The 25,530-nt window shown below is 68.7% G+C and carries 24 protein-coding genes and 1 pseudogene; 14 read left to right on the top strand and 11 right to left on the bottom strand.

Annotation, left to right across the window (positions count from 1 at the left end):
- Positions 1–3: 3 nt before the first annotated feature.
- Positions 4–1,371, top strand: a complete 1,368-nt coding sequence (accC, locus tag LVB77_RS04805) for an acetyl-CoA carboxylase biotin carboxylase subunit (protein WP_232909071.1) — start codon at positions 4–6, stop codon at positions 1,369–1,371.
- Positions 1,372–1,585: 214 nt separating this feature from the next.
- Positions 1,586–2,293, top strand: coding sequence for a hypothetical protein (locus tag LVB77_RS04800; RefSeq protein WP_232909070.1), 708 nt, complete (start codon positions 1,586–1,588; stop codon positions 2,291–2,293).
- Positions 2,294–2,454: 161 nt separating this feature from the next.
- Here LVB77_RS04800 and LVB77_RS04795 read toward each other — a convergent pair whose 3' ends face one another.
- Both LVB77_RS04795 and LVB77_RS04790 read right to left on the bottom strand, forming a co-directional pair.
- A complete protein-coding gene (locus LVB77_RS04795) occupies positions 2,455–2,883 on the bottom strand; it encodes a hypothetical protein (protein WP_232909069.1) in 429 nt (142 codons plus the stop codon).
- Entirely contained in the window at positions 2,880–3,890 is a 1,011-nt protein-coding gene (locus tag LVB77_RS04790) for a hypothetical protein (RefSeq protein ID WP_232909068.1), read from the bottom strand. The genes LVB77_RS04795 and LVB77_RS04790 overlap by 4 nt, the downstream gene beginning before the upstream one ends.
- Positions 3,891–4,131: 241 nt before the next feature.
- Here LVB77_RS04790 and prmA point away from each other — a divergent pair, with 241 nt between their 5' ends.
- From prmA to fis, 3 genes are all read left to right on the top strand, one after another.
- Positions 4,132–5,052 carry a 50S ribosomal protein L11 methyltransferase gene (gene prmA / locus LVB77_RS04785; protein ID WP_232909067.1) on the top strand — a complete coding sequence of 307 codons (921 nt, stop codon included), beginning with the start codon at positions 4,132–4,134 and terminating at the stop codon, positions 5,050–5,052.
- A 33-nt stretch (positions 5,053–5,085) separates the two neighbouring features.
- The gene (locus LVB77_RS04780) at positions 5,086–6,081 is read left to right on the top strand and encodes a DUF3426 domain-containing protein (RefSeq protein ID WP_232909066.1); all 996 of its coding nucleotides are present in this window, start codon (positions 5,086–5,088) and stop codon (positions 6,079–6,081) included.
- A 121-nt stretch (positions 6,082–6,202) separates the two neighbouring features.
- On the top strand, positions 6,203–6,475 hold the full coding sequence (gene fis, locus LVB77_RS04775; protein WP_232909065.1) for a DNA-binding transcriptional regulator Fis: 273 nt from the start codon (positions 6,203–6,205) through the stop codon (positions 6,473–6,475).
- 447 nt (positions 6,476–6,922) lie between these two features.
- On the opposite strand, the gene LVB77_RS04770 is transcribed toward fis, so the two are convergent.
- From LVB77_RS04770 to LVB77_RS04740, 7 genes are all read right to left on the bottom strand, one after another.
- On the bottom strand, positions 6,923–7,135 hold the full coding sequence (locus LVB77_RS04770) for a hypothetical protein (RefSeq protein WP_232909064.1): 213 nt from the start codon (positions 7,133–7,135) through the stop codon (positions 6,923–6,925).
- Positions 7,136–7,708: 573 nt separating this feature from the next.
- Positions 7,709–8,665: a phosphatidate cytidylyltransferase gene (locus tag LVB77_RS04765; protein WP_232909063.1), complete on the bottom strand. Its 957-nt coding sequence runs from the start codon at positions 8,663–8,665 to the stop codon at positions 7,709–7,711.
- Positions 8,656–9,324, bottom strand: coding sequence for a lysophospholipid acyltransferase family protein (locus tag LVB77_RS04760; RefSeq protein WP_232909062.1), 669 nt, complete (start codon positions 9,322–9,324; stop codon positions 8,656–8,658). The genes LVB77_RS04765 and LVB77_RS04760 overlap by 10 nt, the downstream gene beginning before the upstream one ends.
- On the bottom strand, positions 9,317–9,850 hold the full coding sequence (locus LVB77_RS04755) for a hypothetical protein (RefSeq protein ID WP_232909061.1): 534 nt from the start codon (positions 9,848–9,850) through the stop codon (positions 9,317–9,319). Before LVB77_RS04755 ends, LVB77_RS04760 begins: the two co-directional genes overlap by 8 nt.
- On the bottom strand, positions 9,847–11,187 hold the full coding sequence (locus LVB77_RS04750; RefSeq protein ID WP_232909060.1) for a phosphatase PAP2/dual specificity phosphatase family protein: 1,341 nt from the start codon (positions 11,185–11,187) through the stop codon (positions 9,847–9,849). Before LVB77_RS04750 ends, LVB77_RS04755 begins: the two co-directional genes overlap by 4 nt.
- Positions 11,184–12,926: a bifunctional alpha/beta hydrolase/class I SAM-dependent methyltransferase gene (locus LVB77_RS04745; RefSeq protein ID WP_232909059.1), complete on the bottom strand. Its 1,743-nt coding sequence runs from the start codon at positions 12,924–12,926 to the stop codon at positions 11,184–11,186. Before LVB77_RS04745 ends, LVB77_RS04750 begins: the two co-directional genes overlap by 4 nt.
- A complete protein-coding gene (locus LVB77_RS04740; protein WP_232909058.1) occupies positions 12,923–13,567 on the bottom strand; it encodes a CDP-alcohol phosphatidyltransferase family protein in 645 nt (214 codons plus the stop codon). The genes LVB77_RS04745 and LVB77_RS04740 overlap by 4 nt, the downstream gene beginning before the upstream one ends.
- A gap of 250 nt (positions 13,568–13,817) precedes the next feature.
- Here LVB77_RS04740 and purH point away from each other — a divergent pair, with 250 nt between their 5' ends.
- The 4 genes and pseudogenes from purH (at position 13,818) to LVB77_RS04720 (ending at position 17,818) form a co-directional block, all read left to right on the top strand.
- Positions 13,818–15,392 carry a bifunctional phosphoribosylaminoimidazolecarboxamide formyltransferase/IMP cyclohydrolase gene (gene purH, locus LVB77_RS04735; RefSeq protein WP_232909057.1) on the top strand — a complete coding sequence of 525 codons (1,575 nt, stop codon included), beginning with the start codon at positions 13,818–13,820 and terminating at the stop codon, positions 15,390–15,392.
- 82 nt (positions 15,393–15,474) lie between these two features.
- Positions 15,475–15,837 (top strand): annotated as a pseudogene (locus tag LVB77_RS04730) (ABZJ_00895 family protein); the annotation flags it as partial.
- Between the two features lie 96 nt (positions 15,838–15,933).
- The gene (gene purD, locus LVB77_RS04725) at positions 15,934–17,253 is read left to right on the top strand and encodes a phosphoribosylamine--glycine ligase (protein WP_232910153.1); all 1,320 of its coding nucleotides are present in this window, start codon (positions 15,934–15,936) and stop codon (positions 17,251–17,253) included.
- A 103-nt stretch (positions 17,254–17,356) separates the two neighbouring features.
- Entirely contained in the window at positions 17,357–17,818 is a 462-nt protein-coding gene (locus tag LVB77_RS04720) for an N-acetyltransferase (protein ID WP_232909056.1), read from the top strand.
- An 824-nt stretch (positions 17,819–18,642) separates the two neighbouring features.
- Here LVB77_RS04720 and LVB77_RS04715 read toward each other — a convergent pair.
- Positions 18,643–20,097 carry a sodium:alanine symporter family protein gene (locus tag LVB77_RS04715; protein WP_232909055.1) on the bottom strand — a complete coding sequence of 485 codons (1,455 nt, stop codon included), beginning with the start codon at positions 20,095–20,097 and terminating at the stop codon, positions 18,643–18,645.
- Between the two features lie 254 nt (positions 20,098–20,351).
- Here LVB77_RS04715 and purD (LVB77_RS04710) point away from each other — a divergent pair, with 254 nt between their 5' ends.
- A complete protein-coding gene (gene purD, locus LVB77_RS04710; RefSeq protein ID WP_232909054.1) occupies positions 20,352–21,650 on the top strand; it encodes a phosphoribosylamine--glycine ligase in 1,299 nt (432 codons plus the stop codon).
- Between the two features lie 157 nt (positions 21,651–21,807).
- On the opposite strand, the gene LVB77_RS04705 is transcribed toward purD (LVB77_RS04710), so the two are convergent.
- Positions 21,808–22,083, bottom strand: a complete 276-nt coding sequence (locus tag LVB77_RS04705) for a hypothetical protein (protein WP_232909053.1) — start codon at positions 22,081–22,083, stop codon at positions 21,808–21,810.
- Between the two features lie 342 nt (positions 22,084–22,425).
- Between LVB77_RS04705 and LVB77_RS04700 the strand changes: the two genes are divergently transcribed.
- From LVB77_RS04700 to LVB77_RS04685, 4 genes are all read left to right on the top strand, one after another.
- On the top strand, positions 22,426–24,306 hold the full coding sequence (locus LVB77_RS04700) for an MFS transporter (RefSeq protein WP_232909052.1): 1,881 nt from the start codon (positions 22,426–22,428) through the stop codon (positions 24,304–24,306).
- Between the two features lie 125 nt (positions 24,307–24,431).
- Positions 24,432–24,761 (top strand): CD225/dispanin family protein, encoded by a 330-nt coding sequence (locus tag LVB77_RS04695; RefSeq protein WP_232909051.1) that lies wholly within the window; start codon positions 24,432–24,434, stop codon positions 24,759–24,761.
- A 1-nt stretch (position 24,762) separates the two neighbouring features.
- Positions 24,763–25,185, top strand: coding sequence for a DUF2752 domain-containing protein (locus LVB77_RS04690; RefSeq protein WP_232909050.1), 423 nt, complete (start codon positions 24,763–24,765; stop codon positions 25,183–25,185).
- A 52-nt stretch (positions 25,186–25,237) separates the two neighbouring features.
- Entirely contained in the window at positions 25,238–25,516 is a 279-nt protein-coding gene (locus LVB77_RS04685) for a CD225/dispanin family protein (protein ID WP_232909049.1), read from the top strand.
- The last annotated feature ends 14 nt before the right edge of the window (positions 25,517–25,530 follow it).

Below are 25,530 nucleotides of genomic sequence, written 5' to 3'. Positions count from 1 at the left end.
TCCATGCTGGATAAGGTCGTCATCGCCAATCGTGGCGAAATCGCGCTGCGGATTCTGCGCGCCTGCCACGCGCTGGGCATTCGCACGGTCGCGGTGCATTCCACCGTCGACCGCAACCTCAAGCACGTGGCCATGGCCGACGAGTCGGTCTGCATCGGGCCGGCGCCGTCGACCGAGAGCTACCTCAACATGGCCTCGATCATCGCCGCGGCCGAAGTCACCGACGCCCAGGCGATCCACCCCGGCTACGGCTTCCTCAGCGAGAACGCCGACTTCGCCGAGCGCGTCGAGCAATCGGGCTTCATCTTCATCGGGCCCAAGGCCGACACCATCCGCCTGATGGGCGACAAGGTCGAGGCGATCCGCGCGATGAAGGACGCCGGCGTGCCCTGCGTGCCCGGCAGCGGCGGTCCGCTCGGCGACGACAACGCCACCAACATCAAGATCGCGCGCGAGATCGGCTACCCGATCATCGTCAAGGCCGCCGGCGGCGGCGGCGGTCGCGGCATGCGCGTGGTGCACACCGAGGCCCACCTCAACGCCGCCATCCAGACCACCAAGTCCGAGGCCAAGGCCGCGTTCGGCAACGACATGGTCTACATGGAGAAGTTCCTCGAGAACCCGCGCCATGTCGAAATCCAGGTGCTCGCCGACGGCCAGGGCAACGCGATCCACCTGGGCGAACGCGACTGCTCGATGCAGCGCCGCCACCAGAAGGTGGTCGAGGAAGCGCCGGCGCCGGGCATCAGCCTCGAGCAGCGCGCCGAAATCGGCAAGGTCTGCGTCGAGGCCTGCATCCGCATCGGCTACCGCGGCGCGGGCACGTTCGAGTTCCTGTACGAGAACGGCCGCTTCTACTTCATCGAAATGAACACCCGCATCCAGGTCGAACACCCGGTCACCGAACTGGTCACCGGCATCGACCTGGTGCGCGAACAGCTGATGATCGCCGCCGGCCACAAGCTGTCGATCAAGCAAAGCGACGTGGTGCTGTCGGGCCATGCGATCGAGTGCCGCATCAACGCCGAGGACCCGGACAGCTTCCTGCCCAGCCCCGGCCTGATCCAACACTTCCACGCCCCGGGCGGCCCGGGCGTGCGCGTGGACAGCCACATCTACGAGGGCTACCGCGTCCCGGCCAACTACGACTCGATGATCGGCAAGCTGATCGTGCACGGCCCCGACCGCGACACCGCGATCGCGCGCATGCGCGTGGCCCTGAGCGAGATGGTCGTGGACGGCATCAAGACCAACATCCCGCTGCAGCAGCGCATCCTGTCCGACGCCGGTTTCCAGCAGGGCGGCATGAACATCCATTACCTGGAAAAGCGCCTGAAGGAACAGAAGGAAAAGTCGATCTCGATCGTCTGATCGCGGCGGCGGCGAATCCCGCAGGCGGCGTCGGGCGACCGGCGCCGCCTTTTTCGTGGCCGGGCGCCGTAGAAGCGCCGCCCGCCCCACCGTGGGCCGCGTCCGTCGCATCGCCTGCTCCAGCGTGGTTTTTTTGCGTACTCTTTGCCGCGCCCGCCCGCCGCACGAGCCCGTCCGCGCGCGCGGTCCCCAACCCCAATCAGGTATGCCCCGTATGAAACACGGAATTTTCGTACTGACCGCCGCAGCGATCCTGTCGCTGAGCGCCTGCAAGAAAGCCGCCGACGACGCCGCCCCCGCGGCCGAACCGGCACCGGCGGCCGCCGGCGCCGCCACTCCGGCCCCCGAAGCCGCCGCACCCGCGCCCGCCGCCGCCCCGGCCGAGCCCAGCGCCGAGGACGAAGAGCGCGCGAAGGCGCAGGCCAAGCTCGACTTCGCGACCATGGAAGACGGCTACCTCAACGACCCCAAGGGCCAGTGGGCGAGCGCGGCCAAGGCCAGCACCTCCTACGGCTCGGCCAACGGCAAGGACTCCAGCGCGCACGAGTCGTACTCGCCCTTCCACGCCACCGGCCCGGCCAACGACGACTCCTGGAGCAACAACAACCAGAGCGTCGGTTTCGACTGGATCGAGCTGAGCTACGACAAGCCGGTCAGCGCCAGCGAAGTGCGCGTCGCCCTGGAAAACGGCAACGGCGCCAAGGGCATCACCAAGATCGAACTGATCGACAGCGCCGGCCAGGCGCACACGGTCTGGAGCGGCCTGAGCGATACCAAGCGCGACGAGCGCGGCGGCCGCACCTGGATCGTGCGCAAGTTCGAGCCGACGGCCTACCAGGCCAAGAGCGTCAAGCTGACCTTCGCCAACAACGTAGAGAACGGCTACAGCTACGTCGACGCGGTGCAGCTGGTCGGCGGCTGAGCGCGGCGGAGCGCGGGAACCGGCGCGACGGCCCACCGTTTCGCCGGCTCCGGACGGCACTAGGGCCGCATTCGCGGCCCTAGTCGTATCTGCTCAACGGCGCGCGCCGAACGCTTCCGGCGGTGCACTGCGCGACGGCGTCGCGCCCGGGCTTGCGCGCCTCAGTCGAGGTGGCGCGGCGCCGTCACGTCGACCGTGCCCATGCCCAGATCCGGCGCCGGCACCGTCATGCCGCCCTGCACGCGCGACTGCGTGCCCTGGATCGGCTGCGCGCCCAGGCTGGACGCCGGGCTGACGATCATCACGTACTCGCTGGAACCGTCGGGCCACACCACCTTGAAGGTGCTGCCCGGCGGCAACGACGAGAACGGCGTGCCGCTCTGCGCGCGGTACATCGCCGCGATCTGCGCCGAACTGGCGCGGCGGGTCTGTTCCGGCGAATGCACGGTGGTCACCGCGACCTGCGACAGCTCGCTGTAGTCGTCGGCGAGCACGTCGATCACCACGCCGGCCGCCCCCACCGAATAGGCGGCGAACAGCAGCACCCAGAACAGCAGTTTGGCCTTGTGCACGAAGCGCTTGTCTTTCATTTGGTTATCCTCGTTCCGCCGACAAGACCGTTGACCATGTCGTTCATCACTTCGGTTCCCTGGCGCGGCACGGCCGCGTCGAAAACGAAATCGTTGAAGTCCTGGTCGGGATCCTGCGAGCAGATACCTCCGTTGGCGCAATAAGTCGTCATCAGCACGCTGTTGGGGCTGCAATCCAACCCCAGTCTGCAAGCGGCCAGCTGCCAGGCCAGTTCCGAGAACTGGGTGCCGGCGACCGGTCCGAAAAAGTTGCGGCGACCGCTGGAGGCGATGCCCATCTTCGGCGAGATCGCGAAGAAGGCGTCCGGGTCCAGCGAGTTGCGCACCCGGTCGACCAGGTCGCGCACGTAATCGGCATCGGCCTGCAGCGGCTGATCCATGCCCAACAGCGACGCTTCCGCGGGCAGGCTGCCGGCCTTGGCCGCGCGGATGCGGGTGGCCACGATGTTGGCGTAGGACAGATCGTCGGACGGCGTGAAACGCGCGCAGCGCTGGCCGACGCGGTTGCGCGCCGCGACCATGGCCGCCGAGGTCTGCAGGTTCATGCCGGCGATGGCCTGGGTGTCGCGGCCGTAATCGGCGGGCGACGCGGCATAGCTGGCGCAGTAGTCCATCACGCGGCTGTACATCCAGGTCGCGTCGGGTTCGCCCGCGCGCACGGCCGGGCCCAGCTCCTGGGCGTAGCCGTAGAGGTCGTCGCTGTGCTCGAAACGTTCGCGCAGGCGCTGGGCCGGCGTCAGCGCACGCGCGATCGCCGGCGCGGCATCACTGGCGCCGTGCGGCGCGGCGCGCGTCGAGGCGACTGCGCTGCCGCTGTCGGCCACCGACGTCGTCGCGTCCGGCAACGCCGACTCCGGCGCGATCGCGCCGCGACGCGCGTACAGCACGCCGCCGACCAGCATCGCCATCGCGGCGACCAGCAGCACCGGCCGGCCCGCGGCGAACCCACCGGCTCTGGCCGCGGGCGACGCGTGCTTGTCGAGTTCGGATGTCAGCAAATCGGACATTCGGTCCTGGTATCGGCCGCCTGTAGACGGGTTCGCACGGGCCGCCCTTCCTCGCCGCACCGCTGCGCGCGGAAGCCGGGATACGCCCTGATGGCACGAATAGTAAAGCAAGCCGCCAGCCGGCGCCGAACCGCCCGGCCGAAGGCGCCGTACAGGGCACGAACGGCCGATACGGGGCCCGGTGAGGCCGGAATCGCCGCCGGGGTGGGATAATGCCGGCCCGACCGCCGCTGCGACCGCGATGCCCTTCCTCGAACTGACCCTGCGCTGCCGCGAATCCGAGCAACCGCGCTACGAAACCGCGCTGGACGATGTCGGCGCCCTGGCGGTGACCATGCTGGACGCCGACGCCGATACCGACGACGAGCACGCCATCCTCGAACCTGGCGTCGGCGAGACGCCGCTGTGGGACGAGATCGTGCTCAGCGCGCTGTTCCCGCACGACACCGACGCGCTGGTGCTGCTGGCCGCGCTGGAGTCCTTCGACGCCGGCCTGGACTGGACCCAGGCACGCTTCCGCGCCGTGCAGGACCAGGACTGGGAACGCGCCTGGATGGACCAGTACGTGCCGCTGCAGTTCGGCACGCGAACCTGGATCGTGCCCTGGAACCACGACCTGCCCGACGGCGCCGACGCGCCCGACGCCGCGGTGATCCGCCTCGACCCCGGCCTGGCCTTCGGCTCCGGCACCCATCCGACCACCGCGCTGTGCCTGCAGTGGTTGGACGGCCTGGCCGCCGACGGCAGCCTGGGCGGCGCGCGCGTGCTCGACTTCGGCTGCGGCTCCGGCATCCTCGCGCTGGCCGCGCTCAAGCTCGGCGCCGCGCACGCGGTCGGCGTCGACAACGACCCGCAGGCCCTGATCGCCACCGCCGACAACGCCGAGCGCAACGGCGTCGCCGCGCGCATGCAGGTGCACCTGCCGCAGGACGAACCGGCCGCGACCTATCCCATCGTGGTCGCCAACATCCTCGCCTCGGCGCTGATCGCGCTGGCCGACACCCTGGCCGCGCGCGTCGCGCCGGGCGGGCGCATCGCCCTGTCCGGCATCCTCGCCGGCCAGGAAGACGAGGTGCTGGCGCGCTACGCGGAGGCGTTCGAGGACCTGCGCGCCGACCGCCTCGAAGACTGGATGCGCGTCACGGGCACGCGCCGCCGTTGACCCGGGGGGCGGACAGCAAGGAAGTCGGCATGCTTGAATACGACGATGTTCGTCGCCTGCCCCCATTGTGGATTCCTGGTCGCGCTGATCCTGCCCGCCGGCGGTAGCGGCGCGCGCGTGGCGCCGCAACGCTGTCCGCGTTGCGAGCGCGAGTTGCAGGCCGACGCCGCGTCCACGGCGGCTGCCGAAGTGCCGGACGAAAACGCCCAAGCGCCGTCAGCGAGCGAGGCCGAACCCGCGGCCTCCACCGGTGAAGCGGCGACGGCGGCGACCGGCGATGCGCCTGTCGACAGCGGCCTCCCTAGCGATGCGCCTGCCGACGGCGCGTCCGCCGACACCGATGCTGCCGACGTGGCCGATTCCGACACGACCGATTCTGTTACGGCCGATTCTGTTACGGCCGAAGCGACAGCCGTCGCCGCCGCGGTGCCGACCCTGGAAGAAGCGGTGGCCGCGTCCGCACTGCCGGACACACGCACCCGTCCGGCGCGCAGCGCCCGCGCCGCACGCGTCAAGCGCGACGCCCCCAGCTTCGTACGCGGCACCGCCACCGCGCCGCCGCCGCGCCGCGATTGGCGCGCGATCGCCGCGATCGTCGTACTGGTACTCGCACTCGCCCTGCAACTGGTGCTGGCCCAGCGCCAGGAACTGGCCGCCGACGCCCGCTGGCGCCCGCTGGTGAGCGCGCTGTGCGGCGTGCTGCGCTGCAGCCTGCCGCCGTGGCACGAGCCCACGGCCTACAGCATGCTGGGCCGCAACGTACGCCCCAGCCCCGGCGCGCCGGGCGTGCTGCGCGTCAACGCCAGCTTCCGCAACGACGCACGCTGGCCCCAGCGTTGGCCGACCTTGCTGCTGACCTTGTCCGACGTCGACGGCCGGGACGTCGGCCAGCGCGCATTCGCTCCCGCCGACTACCGCCGCGGCCACAAGCCCACCGACGAACTCGCCCCCGGGCAGAGCGCGACGGTGCAGTTGGACGTGGTCGAGCCGGCGCCCCGGATCGTCGCATTCACCTTCGACTTCCAATAAAAACTGCGACGGTCGCGTTGTCCCCCGCGACGCCCGCGCGCTAGACTCCCCCTCCCGCCCGTCCGCCGCGCTCTGCGCCAGGCACCCGCCCGGCGGGACGACACTGCACCAGGGGAACCGCTTGAACGCCGCAACCGATCGCAACGAAGCCAGCCGCAGCGGACCGCGCGTCCCGTTGCGCGACCACGTGGCGACCTCGATCCGGCGCTACCTGGGCGACCTCAACGGCAGCGGCACCGAGAACCTCTACGAGATCGCGCTGCGCGAACTCGAAATCCCGCTGTTCGCCGAAGTCCTGCAACACTGCGACGGCAACCAAAGCCGCGCCGCCTCGATGCTAGGCATCCACCGCGCCACCCTGCGCAAGAAACTGCGCGAGTACGGGCTGGAGTAATACCCGCCAGGCGCACCTGCGCCGCGCCGGCACCCCATCGCGAGTACGCGCAGCCTCTGCGCAGCCTTAGCCATGAACGCATCCACGAAGCGGACGACCGGCCGCACGGACGCGATTGCGCGAAGTAACCATAAAACAAGCAGCTGTCGGCCACCCAAGGCTGCGAGCAGCTGCGCCTGCCTTTGCTGTCGCCCGAGGGCTGCCGCTCTATCGCAACAACGCTGCGAGAACCGAGCCGCTCGCTGAAGTCACTGGATGTTCGGCTTGCGCCGAAGTAAGGAGGAGCCCGCATTCGCGGTAATGACGGGCAAAAGCAGATCTGCCGCTTTATCGCAACACCGCTGCGATAACCGGGCCGCCCGCTGAAGTCACTGGATGTTCGGCTTGCGCCGAAGTAAGGAGGAGCCCGCATTCGCGGTAATGACGGGCAAAAGCAGAGCTGCCGCTTTATCGCAACACCGCTGCGATAACCGAGCCGCTCGCTGAAGTCACTGGATTCCCGCTTTCGCGGGAATGACGGGCAAAAGCAAGAGCTATCGCTTTATGGCAATTGCCGTTGCCGTTGCCGTTGCCGTTGCCGTTGCCGTTGCCGTTGCCGTTGCCGTTGCCGTTGAGTTTGCTCCGGCATTCAAATCCATAGAACCGAAACCACACGACCAACCGTAGACCCGAAGGGCGGCGCGCAGGACGCGCGCCGTTTTTCGATAGGACAAGGATGTCCTATCGAAAAATCCCGGCGCCAGACCCGAAACCACACGGGAGCTTTTGGCTCAGGCCCTTCTCTTTGGTTACTTTCTCTTGGGCCAGCAAGAGAAAGTGACCCGCATGCGCAGCAGGCGGAAGCCTTTGACCTTCGGTCAGAAGCAACAGAGCAAGAACAAAAGCAAATCCTCCCCAACCCGCCCGGCCAGCAGGCATAGCCTGCCGGCGTTCAGCCGTACACGAACCTGTGGTTCGTAAGCGCACGGCTTCACCCTTTTCCAAAGGAGGGAGCAAAAAACCAAAGGCCAAACTTGCGTGTAAGAGGGTGCTAAAGACACTGGATCCCCGCTTACGCGGGGATGGCAAGCAACTGCAAAGGCTGTCCACTTGGGATGAGCGCGTTCTGCACGACGCATAGGCCGCCACTCGCTGCCATCCATGGCGAGAAGACGCTGGCTTCGGACCGTCCGGCCCGGCCATCCTTGGCCGGGCGTGTAGCCGGCCTGCGCGCAATGCGCGCAAAGCGGCCGGCTACACCCACCAATACCGAATCAGATGGAAAAACACCGGCGCCGCGAAACACACCGAATCCAACCGATCCAGCATCCCCCCATGCCCCTCGATCATGTGCCCCCAATCCTTGATCCCCCGATCGCGCTTGATCGCCGACATCACCAACCCGCCGTAGAACCCCATCAGATTGATCACCAACGCCAACGCCGCCGCCTGCAAGGGCGTGAACGGCGTGATCCACCACAACGCCGCCCCCAGCGCCGTCGCCGACGCCACCCCGCCCACGAAGCCCTCCACCGTCTTCGACGGCGACAGCTTGGGCGCGATCAGACGCTTGCCGCATAACTTGCCCCACACGTACTGCAGCACGTCCGAGGACTGCACCACGATCACCAGGAACGCGATCAACAACAGATTGCGCCCCTCGTAGCCGGGAATGTCCAGATTCAACAGCGCCGGCACGTGCGAAATGCAGAACACGCAGATCATCAGCCCCCACTGCACCTTGGCCGCACGCTCCAGGTAGTGCGTGGTATCGCCGCCCACCGTGGACAGGATCGGCAACAGCAGGAACGCATAGACCGGGATCAGCAGCGTGTACAGCCCGTACCAATCGGTGTAGATCAGCCAGTACTGCAGCGGCAGCGCCGCATAGAACGCCACCGCCAGCGCGTAGTAATCGCTGCGCCGGGTCGGCGTGAGGGTGATGAACTCGCGTAGCGCGAACAACGACACCAGCGCGAACAGCACGATCACGCCGATCCGCCCGATCAGGAACGACGCCCCCACCACCGCCGCCATCACCCACCAGGCGCGGATGCGCGCGGTCAAGTTGGCCAGCACCGGGCTGTTCTTGTCGCGCGCGCGCCAGCGCAGGAACTCGGAAATCGCCGTGGCCAGCAGCAGCACGCCCGCCACGCCCAAAAACAGCAGCACCGGATGCGGCAACACCTTGAGACGTTCGATCAGGAGCACGCGGCATCCTTGGGCGCGCACGCGCCGTCGCCGGACAGGGCCAGCAAAGCGTCGCGCGCGCGCGCCAGAAACGCCGCCTTGCCCTCCTCGCTATGCAGCCGCAAGGGCTCGCCGAAGGTCGCCGTGCACAGCAGCGGCAGAGGCAGCAGCTTGCCCTTGGGCATCACCCGCGCCAGGTTGTCGATCCACACCGGTACGAACTCCAGTTCCGGCCGCAAGCGGGCCAGGTGATACAGACCGCTCTTGAACGGCAACAGGCCGTCGCCCTGGTTGCGCGTGCCTTCGGGGAACAGGATCAGCGAAGCGCCGCCGTCGACCGCGTCGCACAGCGTTTGCATGGCCTCGTGCCGGCGCTGATCGGGATCGCCGCAGTCCGGCGGCTTGGGCTCGCGATCCACCAGCACGCCGTTGAACACCTCGCGGATCAGATACCGGCGCAGCGCGTCGCGCTGCCAGTAGTCGGCGCCCGCGACCGGCCGGGTCTCGCCGCGCAGCGCCGGCGGCAGCGCCGACCAGATCATCACGAAATCGCCATGGCTGACATGGTTGCCGTAATAGACGCGGCGGTCCCCCAGCGGCGGGCAGCGCCACAGCGCACGCGCACCGGTCAGGGCGCGGATCGCAAAACTGAAACCGTCGGCGATCCATCCACTAAGCATGCGACGCGTCCCCGGAAGCCAACCGCGGCAGAGCCAGGGCGGCACGGCCGTCGTCGAACGCGGCCGGCTCGTAATCCACCTCCAGCGGCTGCGGCGCCCACCACCATGCCGACGCCAGCAGCAGAGCCTGGGCGACCAGGCACGCGGCCTGCCGACGCAGCAGGCCGCGCGCGCCGCGCCAACGCGCGGGCCAGTCGCGACCGGCGCGCTCGCGCGGCTGCAAGCCCAGCGCCTGCAAACTGGCATCCACCCTCGCAGCGGCCTGAGCCGGATCGCCCTCGCGCGCCGCCGCCAGCATCAGCCCGGCATCGAAGTCCACGCGCGCGGCATGGTAGACCTGCAGCAAACCGGCGGCCACGCTCGCGACCAGGGCGCAGGCGGTCCAGCCCTGCAGCGCGCCGAAGCCGAAGCCCACGAACAACAGCCACACCCCGGTCAGGGCCAGCAGGCCCAGCGACAGCGTGTTCAGGCGCCGCCCCTGCCGCAGCAGCAGGCCCATCGTGTGCAGATCGAAAGCGGTGGTCATGCGGCGGGCGCTCCCAGCGGCGCGGCGGTGATGGCCTGCTCAGCATAGGACGCCTGCAGCGCGCGTCCATGGGCGTCGCCCAGCACCACCGCCGGCCGCGCCGCGCGCACGCGCGCCAGCGCGGCCTCGACGCCATCGGCGCGGCCGCTGTACAGCAACCAGGCCGCGACCGCCGCCGCGCTGCGCGAGTAGCCCAAGGCGCAGCACACCAGCACCGGCCCGCTCGCGCGCGCCGCTTCGATGTCCTGCGCGACCGCGCGCAGCGTCGCCGGCTCGGGCACCACCAGGTCCAGCATCGGCCGCACCGCCACCGGACGCAGCCCCGCCGGCGCCGACAGTTCGGCGCAGACATCGACCAGCGCGAAGCCGGCCGCCTCGCCACGCCCCGGCATGCGCCCCAGCCACACGCCGTCGGCGATCTCGACCGGACGCGGCGCGCGCCGCGTCCACAGCCGCGAATTGAGCCAGGCGCCCCACAGGTAGGGCGCGAACAGCCAGCGCGCGGCCGGCGTGAGGCGTCCGTCGGCGCGCTTCTGAAAGCCGTCGGCGCCCAGCACGCCATAGTTCGCCGCGACCAACAGCAGCGACAGCGCCGGCCACAGCAACCACCAGGCCGCGCCGCCCAGCGCCCAGGCCAAGGCCGCGCACAACACCGCGCCCGCCAGGTACAGCGCCGCCAGCCGCCAGCGCGCGCGATCGCGCGCCCACGCCGTCGCGCGCCAGGGCGAACGCGCGCCCTCCGGCCACAGCCATACGCACAGCCAGCCCGCGAGCAAGCCGGTCGGCACGTCGATGAAATGATGCTGATAGGTGGTCAGCACCGACAGCCCGATCAGGCCGAACCACAGATGCAGCAGCCAGCGCCACACGCCGCCCAGGTGCTGGGCGAACCGCACCCACAGCACGATCAGCAGCACGATGTGCAGCGAAGGCGCCTGATTGAATGGTTTGTCGAAGCCCAGCAGCACGTCGAACATCCAGCCGAACGCGCCCTCGGTCTGCGGCCGCACGAAGCTGAAGGTCAGCGGGAACGCCAGGAAGCACGCGATCGCGATCAGCTGCGCGGTAAGCAGGCGCAGCGCCTGGTTGTCCAGCTCGCGCCGGTCGCGGCAGACGAACAGCGAGATGCCGTAGAACAGGTCGATCGACCAGTACGGCACGATCGTCCACGCCCAGAACGGAATCGCGTGCTCCCAATCGAACACGACGCTGGGCACGCCTACGCGCTGGGCCGCGACCGAGTTCGCATAGCCGTAGCTGAGGAAGAAAAACGGCCCCAGCAAGGCCAGCCACACCAATGCGCGACCCCAGGGCCGGCGCGCGACGGCGTCGCTCATGCCTGGACCCGTTGCGCCAGCGAGACGGTGAAGATGCCCCAGCGGTCGATGCGCTGATCGAGCTTGCGGAAGCCCGCGGCGCTGACCAGCTCGTCCATCTCCGCCTGCGAGCGCCGCCGCATCACCCAGGCCTCGCCGCCGCGATGGCTGGTCAGCGCACGCGCGATGAACTCCAGCTGCGGATGCCAGGGCTGGCCGGTGTAGACCAGATAGCCGCCGGGCGCGACCGCGTCGGCCAGACCGGACAGCGAACGCCGCACCAGCGCGTTGTCGGGGAACAGCTCGTACAGCCCCGAGACGATCGCCAACGTCGGCCGCGGCGTGAGCGCGGCCAGCGCGGCGCGGTCGAAGGCATCGCCTTGCTCGAACTCGGCCACGCCGCCGGCGCCGAGTTCGGCGATCAGCGCGCGTCCCTGGCGCACGTTGAGGTCGCTGTAGTCGCGCAGCCGGATCGAGTCGGCGCCGCCGGCCAGCGCTTCCAGCACATAGCGGCCGTGGCCGGCCGCGATATCGACCACGTCCACCGGCGCGCCGGCCGCGCGCAGGCGCCGCATGGCCTCGCCCAACAGCTCGTGCAGATGCGTGCGGCGCACGCGGATGCCGCGCCAGCCGATCGCGTCCAGATAGTTGCGGTCGACCATGCGCCCCAGCGGCCCGGCGCCGCGCGCCTGATCGCGGTACACGTAATCCAGGCTGCTGCCGGAGTCGAAACCGGTGTCCAGGCCGGTGCGGATGCCTTCCGACAGGCCGCCGCCGAAGCGCAGGCCGGCGCGCACGAAACGCCAGCGCAGATCCTGCAGCGAATTGCGTTCCGGCGGCCAGGCCAGGCGTTCGGCCTCCTCGAAACTGTCGCCGCGCTGATGCGCGTCCAGCAGCGAGACCTGCTGCAACGGCTGCTCGAAACGCGCGCGCAGGAAATCGCGGATCTTGCCCAGCGCCGGCGCGCGGTCCTTCTCGCCCAGCGTGTCGTGGTAGAAGCCGGGCAGGAAATGGCGCTGCTTGATGCTCGAGCCCAGACGCTCGTAGAAGCGGTCCTGCGGCGCGCGATGGACCACGAAGTCCGATCCCGACACCAGCAGCTGCACCGGCACCCGGATCGCCTGCGCATCGGCGACGATGCGGTCGGCGGCCTCGTACAGGCCCAGCAGCACGCGCACCGAGATCGGCCGCGCGATCAGCGGATCGCTGCGGTAGCTGGCCACGCGCTCGGGGTCGTGACTCAGCCATTGCGGCTGCACATAACTGTTGACGAAGAAGTTGCCGCGCAGCTTCTGCATCAGCGCCAGGCCCGCGCGCGCGAACGGCACGTACAGCTTGACCTTGAACGCCGGCGACGCCAGCACCAGCGCGCGCAGGCGCGGCGCGTAGTCGTGCGCCCAGGTCGCGGCCACCACCGCGCCCACGCTCTGCGCGATCACGGCCGTGTCTTCCACCGCAATGCCGTGCGCATCGGCGATATGCGCGACGAACCGGTCCAGATCGCGCACCAGCGCCTCGAACCCCGGCGCATCGCCGCGTTCGCCCGGCGAGCGGCCGTTGCCGCGCGCATCCCAGGCGAAGAAATCGCAATCGTCCAGGCCCAGTTCGTCGACCAGGTGCGCGACCCGGCCGGAATGCTCGTGGCCGCGATGCAGCAGCACCACCGCGCGCCGCGGCCCTTCGCCGGCGGCCGGCCAATGCCGGTAATAGAGCTGCGTGCCGTCGAAGCTGGCGTATTGGCGTTCCTGCTGTTCCCTCATTCACGACTCTCCAAGCTTGCGGCGTCGGCGGACGCCGCGCCGTGGCGCACGCCGGCGGTCACCCGCCGCAGCACCGTCCAGATGCACAACAACGCGGCCAGGATCGCGACCAGTTCGGTCGCGCGCGCACCGGCCCAGCCCAACGCCAACGCCAGGCCCAGCGCGCCGACCACGAAGGCGCGGTCGCTCTTGCCCATCGGCCCGTCGTAGCGGCGCGGCGCGCCGACCAGGGGACCGAGGATGCCGGCAAACTCGGTCAGCGCGGCCATGCCGGCAAACGCCAGCAGCGTCCACGGCGCCACGCTCGGCACCGCCAACAGGCTGAGGTACAGGGCGCTGTCGGAGACCACGTCGCACAATTCGTTGAGGTAGGCGCCCAGCCGCGACTGCTGGCCGTGCTCGCGCGCCAGCATGCCGTCGATGGCGTTCAAGGCCATGCGCAGGAACATCCACGCCGGCAGCGCCGCGAACACCCCGGGCTGCTGCGCGCCGCCGCACAGCACCCAGGCCGCGACCGCGAACGAACCCAGGCAGGCGAACAACGTGACCTGGTTGGCCGTCACGCCGGCGGCGTACAGGCCGCGCACCAGCGGCCGCAACAGCGCCTGGAAGCGCCCCTTCAACGCGTAAATCGATGCCATTCCCTGAGCGTCCCCATGCCCTTGCGGGCGAACGGACACCAGCTTAGCCGCTGGCGCCGCCGATGACGGCGGTTCCGCCCGCCCATCGGCGGAGTAGCGCATTCCTTACCCGTCGGTCCAGCCCGGCGCTCCTCACGGCGCAGGCTGGCCCCGAACCGGCGCAACCGCGTCCCCAAACACCGCCGACCGGCCGGGTGGGCAGCCCCGCCCCGCTATAATTCCCGCGCCCTTCCGCTGCCCGACTCCCCGCATGACCTCCGATCGTTTGCCCGTCCGCCGGGCGCTGCTCTCCGTTTCCGACAAGAGCGGCCTGCTCGACCTCGCCCGTGCCCTGTCCGCGCAAGGCGTGGAACTGCTGTCCACCGGCGGCACCGCCAAGGCCATCCGCGACGCCGGCCTGGCCGTGCGCGACGTCTCCGAAGTCACCGGTTTTCCGGAAATGATGGACGGCCGGGTCAAGACCCTGCACCCGATCGTGCACGGCGGCCTGCTCGGTCGCGCCGGCATCGACGACGCGGTGATGGCCGAACACGGCATCGGCGCGATCGACCTGCTGGTGCTGAACCTGTATCCGTTCGAGCAGGTCTCGGCCAAAGCCGACAGCTCGTTCGAGGACATCGTCGAGAACATCGACATCGGCGGCCCGGCCATGCTGCGCTCGGCGGCCAAGAACTTCGCCCGCGTCGCGGTGGCCACCGATCCGGCCCAGTACGCGGACCTGATCGCGGAGCTGCAGGCCAACGCCGGCACGCTGTCGGCGCCCACCCGCTTCGCCCTGTCGGTGGCCGCGTTCAACCGCGTCGCCCAGTACGACGCCTGCATCGCCAACTACCTGTCCTCGCTGGACGCCGACGGCGCGCGCAGCCAGCAGTTCCCGTCGCAGCAGCACAGCAACTTCGTCAAGGTGATGGACCTGCGCTACGGCGAAAACCCGCACCAGCAGGGCGCGTTCTACCGCGACCTGTACCCGGTGCCGGGCACCCTGGCCACCTTCACCCAGCTGCAGGGCAAGGAGCTTAGCTACAACAACCTCGCCGACGCCGACGCGGCCTGGGAATGCGTGCGCCAGTTCGAGCGTCCGGCCTGCGTGATCGTCAAGCACGCCAACCCCTGCGGCGTGGCCGAAGGCGTGGCCTGCGGCGACGCCTACGAGCTGGCCTACGCCACCGACCCGACCTCGGCCTTCGGCGGCATCCTCGCCTTCAACACCAAGCTCGACGCCGCCACCGCCAAGGCCATTCTCGACCGCCAGTTCGTCGAGGTGCTGATCGCGCCGGAATACGACGAGGCCGCGCTGGCCTACTGCGCCAAGAAGGCCAACGTGCGCGTGCTGCGCATCCCGCACGGCGACGGCCGCAACAATGTCGACGTCAAGCGCGTCGGCTCGGGCCTGCTGATGCAGAGCAGCGACATCCGCGAAGTCGGCCGCGACGAGCTCAAGGTGGTCAGCAAGCTCGCGCCCACCGACGCGCAGCTGAGCGATCTGCTGTTCGCCTGGCGCATCGCCAAGTTCGTCAAGTCCAACGCCATCGTCTACGCCCGCGACCACCGCAGCATCGGCATCGGCGCCGGCCAGATGAGCCGCGTGGTCTCGGCCAAGATTGCCGCGCTCAAGGCCGAGGAAGCCGGCCTGGTCGTGCCGGGCTCGGTGATGGCCTCCGACGCCTTCTTCCCGTTCCGCGACGGCATCGACGCGGCCGCCGCCGCCGGCGTGCGCGCGGTGATCCAGCCCGGCGGCTCGATGCGCGACAGCGAAGTGATCGCCGCCGCCGACGAGCACGGCCTGGCGATGGTGTTCACCGGCGTGCGTCACTTCCGCCACTGACGTTATCGGCACGACAGCCGCGCCCCGATCCTGGCGGGCGCGGCACTCGTACTTGCCGCCCCTAAGTCCTGCAGCAGGCCCCATGAGCAAGTACTCACGTTCCAATACCGCGGCCTCTGCGTCCATGCTGAAGTACATAGGCATATTCGCCGCGGCGATGCTGCTGTGCGGAATCGTCGTTGGCTTCATACAAATGGCGCTGCCCAACTCCAACGGCCTGCGCATCGTCCTGGGCATCAGCCTGATCTATGCCAGCGCCGAGATCGCGCGCAGCAGGTTCAGCAAGGACCATGCCCGCGCCATGCAGAGCGACGAACGCTGGCGGCTGTTCCTGGGTTCGGAACTGGCGATCTTCGTGCTGGTGCTGATCGGCATGGTCGCGATCATCCAGGCCTACAACAGCCAGATATTCGCGTTTCGCAAAATCTCCGCATCGTACGCACTGATCATTGCCGCTGGCGCGATGGTCCTGTACAGCCCGGCGCTGTGGTTCGCTTACTGGTTCCGCGACAGCCGCAGCGCACCCGCGGCCGCCGCTCAAATCCAGCCAGCGGTCGCACGGTCGGTCGTCAAGGTGCTGGTGATCGGCTCCGGGGGCCGCGAGCACGCGCTGGCCTGGAAGCTGGCGCAGTCGCGCCGCGTGGCCGAGGTCATCGTGGCGCCCGGCAACGCGGGTACGGCGACGGAGCGCAAATGCCGCAATGTCGACGTTCAGGCGACGGATACCGAAGGCCTGCTGCAGCTGGCCCGGCGCGAGAACATCGGCCTCACCGTGATCGGCCCGGAAGGCCCGCTGGTTGCCGGCCTGGCCGATCGCTTCCGCACCGCCAATCTGCGCGTCTTCGGGCCCAGCGCGGCGGCGGCTCGCCTGGAGGGCAGCAAGGCGTACGCCAAGGATTTCCTGACCCGTCACCAGATCCCGACGGCGGACTATGCCGTGCATACGCACCTCGACGAGGCGCTGGCGTACGTCCGACACAAGGGTGCTCCCATCGTCATCAAGGCCGACGGCCTGGCCGCCGGCAAGGGCGTGATCGTCGCGACGAGCCTGGCCGAGGCCGAGGCCGCGGTCACCGACGCGCTGTCCGGCAACGCGTTCGGTGCAGCCGGCGCGCGCGTGGTGATCGAAGAATTCCTCGATGGCGAAGAGGCCAGCTTCATCTCCATGGTCGATGGGCGCACCGCCCTTCCGCTGGCGACCTCGCAGGACCATAAGCGCGCGTTCGACGGCGACACCGGCCCGAATACCGGCGGCATGGGCGCCTATTCGCCCGCTGCCGTGGTCACGCCTCACGTGCATGCGCGGGTGATGCGCGAGGTGGTCGAACCGACCGTGCGCGGCATGATCGCCGACGGCATCCCCTTCACGGGTTTTCTCTACGCCGGCCTGATGATCGACAAGAGCGGCGCACCCAAGGTGATCGAGTTCAATGTGCGCTTGGGCGACCCCGAAGCCCAGCCGATGATGATGCGCCTGCAATCCGACCTGCTGGAGCTGATCGAAGCCGCCCTGGACAAGCAGTTGCACACCGTCGACGTGCGCTGGAATCCCCGCCCGGCCTTGGGCGTGGTCATGGCGGCGGCGAACTACCCCGACGCCCCACGCAGCGGCGACGTCATTCAGGGGTTGGGCATCTCGACCGGTATGGAGCAGAAGGTCTTCCACAGCGGCACCAAGCTGGTCGATGGTCAGGTGGTGACCGCCGGCGGCCGCGTGCTGTGTGTGTGCGCCCTGGGCGACACCGTCGCGGACGCGCAGGACAGCGCTCACCAGGCGGTGTCCCGAATCGCCTGGGAAGGCATGTTCCACCGTGGCGACATCGGCTGGCGCGCGATCGAACGCGAACGTGTTGGCACCTGAGGCCGCGTCGCGGCATATTTGCGGCTAACGCACACGGATCGCCCCGATAAAAACCTCGACCCTCCGCGACGAGCGTTCCGGCGACCACGACGCGATCCGCGCCGTGGTCGCGGCCGCGTTCGCCGACCACCCGCACAGCCAGCAGACCGAACACCGCATCGTCGACGCCTTGCGCGCCGCCGATGCCTTGACGCTGTCTCTGGTAGCCATGCGCGACGACGCGCTGCTGGGATACATCGCGTTTTCGCCGATCCGCATCGACGATGCCGCCGGCGCCTGGTACGGCCTGGGCCCGGTCGCGGTGGCACCGACCGAACAGGGACACGGCATCGGCCGCGCCCTGATCGACACCGGCCTGGCGCGCCTGCGCGCCCTGCGCGCCCTGCGCGCCCAAGGCTGCGTGGTGGCCGGCGACCCGGCCTACTACACCCGCTTCGGCTTCCGCCACCACACCGCGCTGCACTACCCCGGCCTACCGCCGGAGTACTTCATGGCCTTGCCGTTCGACGGCACGATCCCAGCCGGCACCGTACGCTATCACCCGGCCTTCGACACCGTCGGTTGAAGTTGAAGCCAACGTTGCCGTTGCCGTTGCCGTTGCCGTTGCCGTTGCCGTTGCCGTTGCCGTTGCCGTTGATTTTGCAGTTGCTGCGGCATTCAAACCCATAGAACCGAAGCCACACGACCAACCGTAGACCCGGAGGGCGGCGCGCAGGACGCGCGCCGTTTTTCGATAAGACAGGGATGTCTTATCGAAAAATCCCCGCGCCAGAACCGAAGCCACACGGGAGCTCTGGGCTCAAGCCCTTCTCTTTGGTTACTTTCTCTTGGGCTAGCAAGAGAAAGTGACCCGCATGCGCAGCAGGCGGAAGCCGTTGACCTTCGGTCAGAAGCAACAGAGCAAGAACAAAAGCAAATCCTCCCCAACCCTCCTTTGTCAAAGGAGGGAGCTAAAAGCGCGACGCCGGAGTTTGGAGGCTATCGGAGCCGGACAGACGCGGTAACCGGGATTCGCGGTCGCGGCTCACGCCGCTCCTACAGAGAGCGCGAGCAAGAGAAAGTGACCTGCATGCGCAGCAGGCGGAGGCCTTTGACCTTCGGTCAGAAGAAGCGAAACAACGGCAACAGCAAATCCTCCCCAACCCGCCCGGCCAGCAGGCATAGCCTGCCGGCGTTCAGCCGTACACGAACCTGCGGTTCGTAAGCGCACGGCTTCACCCTTTGTTAAAGGAGGGAGCTAAAGCGCGACGCCGGAGCTTGGAGGCCATCAGAACCTGAGAAGCGCAATAGCCGGAACTCACGCTCGCGGCTCACGCCGCTCCTACAGGAAGCGCCAAAGAAAGCGCGCCGTCCGCGCACAGCGCAGATCCTCCAAAGCGCGACCCGCCCTCAAGCCTTAGGCGTGCGCTCCTTCCATATCTCGTGATCCACACCCTCGCCCAACTCCGGGTACTGCGCGATATGAAACTCCGGCGACTTGCCCGCGTCCAACTGCCGGTCGTAATCGCGCGTCAACTTGACCACCACCTTGGCCAACAACACCACCGCGATCAAGTTCAAGGTCGCCATCACCGCCATCGCCGCATCCGCCGCGTCCCAGACCAACTGCACCTTCGAAAACACCCCCCACACGATCACGCACAAGGCCACGATGCGCAGCGCGAACAACGACTTGCGCCCCCCGCCGATGTAGAGCAGACCGCTCTCGGCGTAGGAATAGTTGCCCAGGATGGTGGTGAAGGCGAAGAAGAACAGCGCGATCGACGCGAACCACGCGCCCCACTCGCCGAAGAACACCGTCATCGCGCGCTGAGTGATCACCACGCCGTCGCCGCCCTGCCCCAGCACCCCCGACAGCAGCACGATCAGACCGGTCGCGGTGCAGATGAACATGGTGTCGAAGAACACGCCCAGCGCCTGCACGAAGCCCTGGCTGGACGGATGGTGCGGCACCGGCGTGGCCGCCGCGGCGATGTTGGGCGCGCTGCCCATGCCGGCCTCGTTGGCGTACAGGCCGCGCTTGACGCCGTTGAGCATCGCCGCCGCCAGACCGCCGGCGATGCCGCCCGCGGCCTGATCCAGGCCGAAGGCGCCGCGCAGGATCATCATCACCGCCGCCGGAATCTGGTCGTAATGCGCGACCAGCGCCCACACCGCCAGGCCGATGTAGCCGATCGACATGAACGGGACCACCCACTCGGCGACCTTGGCGATCGAACGCAGGCCGCCGAAGATGATCGCGCCGGTCAGCACCACCAGCGTCACCGCGACCTGGGTCTGCGAGAACTTGAAGGTCTCGCCCACCGACTGCGCGATCGCGTTGGCGTGCACCCCGTTGAACACCACGCCGTAGGAAAACAACAGGCAGGCCGCGAACGCCCAGCCCATCTTCGGCGCGCGCAGGCCGCGCGCGATGTAGTAAGCCGGGCCGCCGCGGTACTGGCCCTTCTCGTCGCGCACCTTGTACAGCTGCGCCAGCGAACTTTCCGCGTACGCGGTCGCCATGCCCACGGCAGCGGTGCACCACATCCAAAACAGCGCGCCGGCGCCGCCCAGGCTCATCGCGATGGCCACGCCGGCGAGGTTGCCGGTGCCCACGCGCGCCGCCAGCGAGGTGCACAGCGCCTGGAACGGCGAAATGCCGGCGTCGTCGCCGTCGGTGCCGCGTCCGATCACCTTCAGCATGTGCGGGAAGCGCCGCACCTGCACGAAACCCAGCCGCACGGTGAAGAACACGCCCACCGCCAGCAGGCCGTAGATCAGCACGTAATTCCACAGCAGGTTGTTGATCGCGCCGATGACGGGAGAGATCGCGAGTTCGATCTGGTGCAGCAGCCAATCCATGCGGACGGTTCCGATTAGAGTCGAAGGAGAGTCGAGCGCCGGGCCGCGTCCGTGCCGCTACGTCCGCTGCCGGGCGGCGCCCGGGTTCGGTCGCGCCGCGCGGCGCCGCCTTCCGGGGGGCCACAGCGTCCATGCCCGGGCCGAAGCCCGGCGTAGCGGCGCCGATGGTAACAGCCACCATCCCATCGCGGCCCTTGCCGTAAAATCCCATGGCTCATGTGCCACTCCCCATCCGTTATTTCCCTGGAGCACGTATGAAGGTCCTCGTCATCGGGTCCGGCGGGCGCGAACACGCGCTGGCCTGGAAGCTGGCCCAGTCCCCGCGCATCGACGAGGTCCTGGTCGCCCCGGGCAACGCCGGCACCGCCACCGAAGCCGGCTGCCGCAATGTCGCGGTGGCCGCCACCGACATCGACGGCCTGCTGGCGCTGGTCGCGGCCGAGAACGTCGCGGTGACCGTGGTCGGCCCCGAGGCGCCGCTGGTCGCCGGCGTGGTCGACCGCTTCCGCGCCGCCGGCCTGCGCATCTTCGGGCCCACCGCCGCGGCGGCCCAGCTCGAAGGCAGCAAGGCCTACGCCAAGGATTTCCTGGCCCGTCACAAGATCCCTACCGCGCACTACGCCGTGCACACTCACGTCGAAGAGGCGTTGGAGTACGTGCGCGAGAAGGGTGCGCCCATCGTCATCAAGGCCGATGGCCTGGCCGCCGGCAAGGGCGTGATCGTCGCGATGAGCCTGGCCGAAGCCGAGGCCGCGATCACCGACATGCTGGCCGACTACGCCTTCGGCGCCGCCGGCGCGCGCGTGGTGATCGAGGAGTTCCTCGACGGCGAGGAAGCCAGCTTCATTTCCATGGTCGACGGCCGCACCGCCCTGCCGATGGCGACCTCGCAGGACCACAAGCGCGTCCATGACGGCGACACCGGCCCCAACACCGGCGGCATGGGCGCGTACTCGCCCGCCCCGGTCGTCACTCCGGAGGTGCACGCGCGTGTGATGCGCGAGGTGGTCGAGCCGACCGTACGCGGCATGATCGCCGACGGCATCCCCTTCACGGGTTTTCTCTACGCCGGTCTGATGATCGACAAGAGCGGCGCGCCCAAGGTGATCGAGTTCAACGTGCGCTTCGGCGATCCGGAAACCCAGCCGGTGATGATGCGCCTGCAATCGGACCTGCTGGACCTGGTCGACTCCGCGATCGACGGCCGCCTGCACGAGACCCAGGCGCAGTGGGATCCGCGTCCCTCGCTGGGCGTGGTGATGGCCGCCGAGCACTATCCCGACACGCCGCGCACCGGCGATCCCATCAGCACCTGGGACGTGCCGATGCCCGAGGACAGCAGGGTGTTCCATGCCGGTACCAAGCTGGTCGACGGCCAGGTGGTCACCGCCGGCGGTCGTGTGCTGTGCGTGTGCGCGCTGGGGGAGACGGTGGCCGATGCCCAGCACCGCGCCTATGAAGCGGTGGCCGGCATCTCCTGGCACGGCGAATTCCACCGTCACGACATCGGCTGGCGCGCGATCGAGCGCGAGCGCCAAGGCGCTCAGTCCTAAACCGCGTATCGTCGCACCCACACGAACGGCCGGAAGCTCGTGCTCCCGGCCGTTTTCGTTGGTTTAACGGCGACGACCTATCCACTCTTCGCAGGAGCGGCGCGAGCCGCGACCATGCCACCACGAGCGGCGGCGCCACCTAAAGGCGGCGCAACGATTACTGCGCCACCGCCTCCTCAGGCGCCGGCTGCAGAGACACCGCCACCTCTTCCAGCTCGGCGATCTCCTTCTCCAAGGCGTCGTACAGCTCGCCCTGGCGCACCATCAAGTCTTCGATGTGCGCGGCCAGCTTCAGCTTCGACAACTGGCCGTCGAACAATAGCCACTGCGCGGTCAACTGTTCGACATAGTTCTTGGAGTAGTGACGCATTTCCTTGAGCTGGCTCAGCGCCGCATTGACGTGATCCAACGGCGTCTTGGTATCCGCGGACATGGCGATCTCCTCTACGCAAGGGTCCGGACCGAGAGTAGCCAGGCCAAGCTGGCTGGCGTCGAAACGACGGCCTGCGTCTTCACCCGGTTTCGACATGCGCGCACGGTGTTTCGAGCGCGACGGCGCTTTCAGCGCGCCCGGCCCGGTCACCGCCTCCGCACGCACACCGGACGCCCCAGCGCATCACCGGCCGCGACCGGTCTAGGGCCACTCCTCCACCAGGCTACTTTTCCGCTACCACTGCGAACCCGCTACACCGCGCCCAGGCGGTTTTGCTAGGCTCGCCCCGCACAGCTCCCGCCGCGCCCCAGGCGCGGCCCCCAACGCCCAAAGCAGGACCGCATGGCGCACAACCAGTTCGAACTGCTCAAGCAGCGACGTTTCCTGCCGTTCTTCCTGACCCAGGCGCTGGGCGCGTTCAACGACAACGTGTACCGCCAGGCGATCATCGGCCTGCTCGGCTACATGAGCGTGGAGGCGGCCGACAAGACGCTCTACACCAACCTCGCACCGGCCATCTTCATCCTGCCCTACTTCCTGTTCTCGGCCACCGCCGGCCAGATCGCCGAGAAGCTGGAAAAGTCGCGGCTGATCCGCATCACGACCACGATGGAAATCGTGATCATGTCGCTGGCCGCGATCGGTTTCGTGACCCACAACCTGCCGGTGCTGCTGGCGGCCCTGTTCTGCACCGGCCTGCAGTCGACGCTGTTCGGACCGGTCAAGTATTCGATCCTGCCCTCGGTGCTCAAGCCCGAGGAGCTGACCGGCGGCAACGGCCTGGTCGAGATGGGCACCTCGATCTCGATCCTGATCGGCATGATCTTCGGCGGCCTGATCTTCAAGATCGCCGGCGATCACGGGCCCGAGGTCGCGGCGGGCGCGATCATCGCGCTGGCGATCACCGGCAACCTGGTCAGCCGCGCGATTCCGCGCGCCGAGGCCGGCGCGCCCGAGCTCAAGATCAATTGGAACCCGCTGCCCGAATCGCTGGCGATCATCCGCCTGGCGCGCAAGCAGGTCGCGGTGCGCAACTCGATCCTGGGCGTGTCCTGGTTCTGGTTCGTCGGCACCGTGCTGACCGGCAACATCCCGACCTACACCGAGATCAACCTCGGCATGGGCGACTGGTACGTGTTCCCGCTGGCGCTGTTCTCGATCGGCACCGGCGTGGGCTCGATGCTGTGCGAGAAGCTGTCCGCGCGCACGGTCGAAATCGGCCTGGTGCCGCTGGGCGCGTTCGGCATGAGCGCGTTCCTGTTCGACCTCTACTTCGCCCGCACCGGCCTGGCCGCGACCACCGGCGTGGACATCGCGACCTTCATGCGGCAGCCGGGCAGCTGGCGGATCGTCGTCGACCTGGTCGGCATCGGCCTGTTCACCGGCTTCTTCGTGGTGCCGCTGTTCGCGCTGATCCAGAGCCGCACGCCCAAGCACGAGCTGTCGCGCGTGATCGCCGGCATGAACATCCAGAACGCGGCCTTCATCGTGCTGGCCGCGGTGCTGGGCGTGGCCCTGCAGCGCTTGCTGGACTGGACGATCCCGCAGGTGTTCCTGGCCCTGGCCATCGCCAACGTGCTGGTCGCGATCTGGATCTTCACCCTGGTGCCCGAATTCCTGATGCGCTTCATGAGCTGGGTGCTGGTGCGCACGCTGTACCGCCTGCGCGTGCAGGGCGTGGAGCGCATTCCCGACGAAGGCGCGGCGCTGGTGGTGTGCAACCACGTCAGCTACATGGACGCGCTGATCCTCAGCGCCAGCATCCCGCGGCCGGTGCGCTTCGTCATGTACTACAAGATCTTCAACATCCCGGTGATGAGCTGGATCTTCCGCACCGCCAAGGCGATCCCGATCGCCGGCGCGCGCGAGAATCCCGAGCTGATGCAGCGCGCGTTCGCCGAGATCGAGGCCGCGCTGGCCGACGGCCAGATCGTCGGCATCTTCCCCGAGGGCGCGCTGACCAAGGACGGCGAAATCGCCAAGTTCAAGTCCGGCGTCGAGCACATCCTGGCCAAGCAGCCGGTGCCGGTGATTCCGATGGCGCTGCGCGGGATGTGGTCCAGCATGTGGAGCCACCGCGATTCGCGCCTGTCGCGCATGCGCGTGCCACGACGTTTCCGCGCCCAGGTCGAGGTGGTGGCGGCCGCGCCGGTGGACGGTGCCACTGCCAGCGCCGAGAGCCTGGAGGCGCAGGTGCGCACGCTGCGCGGCGACGCGGCCTAGTCCGCGCGGTCCGTTCAGGACCGACCGTTCAGGACTGACAGGTGTCGCGGCCCGCTGCTAGGATGGGTGAGGGGGCGTCGGCCAGTGCCGGCGATCACACTACACAACAAGGATAGGGGACACCCATGTACGAGCCGCCTCAGGCCGCGCCTGCGCAGCCGATTCAAAACTACCTGGCCTGGTCGATCAGCATGACCGTGCTCGGCTTCTGCCTGTGCTGCATCATCGGCTGCGCGCCGGGCATCGTCGGCATCGTCTACGGCTCGCAGGTCAACAGCAAGTCCAACCAGGGCGACCTGGAAGGCGCGCGCAAGGCCTCCGAGAACGCCAAGATCTGGTGCTGGGTCGCCACCGCGATGGTCGCGCTGGGCGTGCTGCTCAACATCGGCAGCTTCATGATGGGCGGCACCGCCGAATACATGGAAATGATGCAGAAGATGCAGAGCGGCGGTTGATATGACCGCGCTGCGCCAGCCCCGACTGTGGCACGCGACGGCCGCGGCCGCCGCGTTCGCGGCGGTCGGGGCCGGCGTCTGGCTGTTGCGCCGCGTCGATCCGAACGCGCCCGACAGTCCGCTGCCCGGTTGCCTGTTCTTCCACTTCACCGGGCTCTACTGCCCGGGTTGCGGCAGCACCCGCGCCCTGCACGGACTGGTCCACGGCGACCTCGCCCAGGCCTGGGCGATGAACCCCCTGCTGTTCGTGGTGATCCCGGCCCTGCCGATGCTGATCGCGCACGGCATGGGCTACCGCCTGCCCCTGCCCAAGCGCGCCATCGACGGGCTGCTCAGCGCCAAGTTCTGGCTGGTCCTGCTCTTCGGTTATTGGATCGCGCGCAATCTGCCCTGGTGGCCCTTCAGCTGGCTCGCGCCGGGCTGATCCGCGCCGCCCCCTGTCGCCCAGGCGACGTCTCCGGAACACGAAGAACCGCATGAACGCACCGCACGGCGAGTACGTCCCCAATCACCTGGTCTGGGCGATCCTGTCCACCCTGTTCTGCTGCCTGCCGCTGGGCGTGGTGTCGATCGTCTACGCCGCGCAGGTCGACGGAAAGCGCGCCGCGGGCGATATCGTCGGCGCGCGCGCGGCCTCGCGCAGCGCGGCCAACTGGGCGATCGCCTCGGCGGTGATCGTGCCGATCGGCATCGCGCTGTGGCTGCTGCTGTTCGGCGGCCTGGCGGTCATGGGCGCCGCGCTGGACGCGCACTGATCCCTCGCGCGTTG

The sequence above is a fragment of the Lysobacter sp. 5GHs7-4 genome, assembly GCF_021284765.1.
Lineage (GTDB): Bacteria > Pseudomonadota > Gammaproteobacteria > Xanthomonadales > Xanthomonadaceae > Lysobacter.
Note: the sequence above shows the minus strand (reverse complement) of the source record. Positions and strands in the feature narration are given on the sequence as shown.

What these genes read in the sequence shown, in the direction of transcription:
- LVB77_RS04790 (WP_232909068.1), bottom strand. Translation starts at nt 3,890, where the DNA reads ATGTCCGATTTGCTGACATCCGAACTCGACAAGCACGCGTCGCCCGCG.
- prmA (WP_232909067.1), top strand. Translation starts at nt 4,132, where the DNA reads ATGCCCTTCCTCGAACTGACCCTGCGCTGCCGCGAATCCGAGCAACCG.
- purD (WP_232909054.1), top strand. Translation starts at nt 20,352, where the DNA reads ATGAAGGTCCTCGTCATCGGGTCCGGCGGGCGCGAACACGCGCTGGCC.
- LVB77_RS04755 (WP_232909061.1), bottom strand. Translation starts at nt 9,850, where the DNA reads ATGACCACCGCTTTCGATCTGCACACGATGGGCCTGCTGCTGCGGCAG.
- LVB77_RS04745 (WP_232909059.1), bottom strand. Translation starts at nt 12,926, where the DNA reads ATGAGGGAACAGCAGGAACGCCAATACGCCAGCTTCGACGGCACGCAG.
- purH (WP_232909057.1), top strand. Translation starts at nt 13,818, where the DNA reads ATGACCTCCGATCGTTTGCCCGTCCGCCGGGCGCTGCTCTCCGTTTCC.
- LVB77_RS04750 (WP_232909060.1), bottom strand. Translation starts at nt 11,187, where the DNA reads ATGAGCGACGCCGTCGCGCGCCGGCCCTGGGGTCGCGCATTGGTGTGG.
- LVB77_RS04715 (WP_232909055.1), bottom strand. Translation starts at nt 20,097, where the DNA reads ATGGATTGGCTGCTGCACCAGATCGAACTCGCGATCTCTCCCGTCATC.
- LVB77_RS04705 (WP_232909053.1), bottom strand. Translation starts at nt 22,083, where the DNA reads ATGTCCGCGGATACCAAGACGCCGTTGGATCACGTCAATGCGGCGCTG.
- LVB77_RS04740 (WP_232909058.1), bottom strand. Translation starts at nt 13,567, where the DNA reads ATGGCATCGATTTACGCGTTGAAGGGGCGCTTCCAGGCGCTGTTGCGG.
- LVB77_RS04700 (WP_232909052.1), top strand. Translation starts at nt 22,426, where the DNA reads ATGGCGCACAACCAGTTCGAACTGCTCAAGCAGCGACGTTTCCTGCCG.
- LVB77_RS04685 (WP_232909049.1), top strand. Translation starts at nt 25,238, where the DNA reads ATGAACGCACCGCACGGCGAGTACGTCCCCAATCACCTGGTCTGGGCG.
- accC (WP_232909071.1), top strand. Translation starts at nt 4, where the DNA reads ATGCTGGATAAGGTCGTCATCGCCAATCGTGGCGAAATCGCGCTGCGG.
- LVB77_RS04800 (WP_232909070.1), top strand. Translation starts at nt 1,586, where the DNA reads ATGAAACACGGAATTTTCGTACTGACCGCCGCAGCGATCCTGTCGCTG.
- LVB77_RS04695 (WP_232909051.1), top strand. Translation starts at nt 24,432, where the DNA reads ATGTACGAGCCGCCTCAGGCCGCGCCTGCGCAGCCGATTCAAAACTAC.
- LVB77_RS04760 (WP_232909062.1), bottom strand. Translation starts at nt 9,324, where the DNA reads ATGCTTAGTGGATGGATCGCCGACGGTTTCAGTTTTGCGATCCGCGCC.
- LVB77_RS04795 (WP_232909069.1), bottom strand. Translation starts at nt 2,883, where the DNA reads ATGAAAGACAAGCGCTTCGTGCACAAGGCCAAACTGCTGTTCTGGGTG.
- LVB77_RS04690 (WP_232909050.1), top strand. Translation starts at nt 24,763, where the DNA reads ATGACCGCGCTGCGCCAGCCCCGACTGTGGCACGCGACGGCCGCGGCC.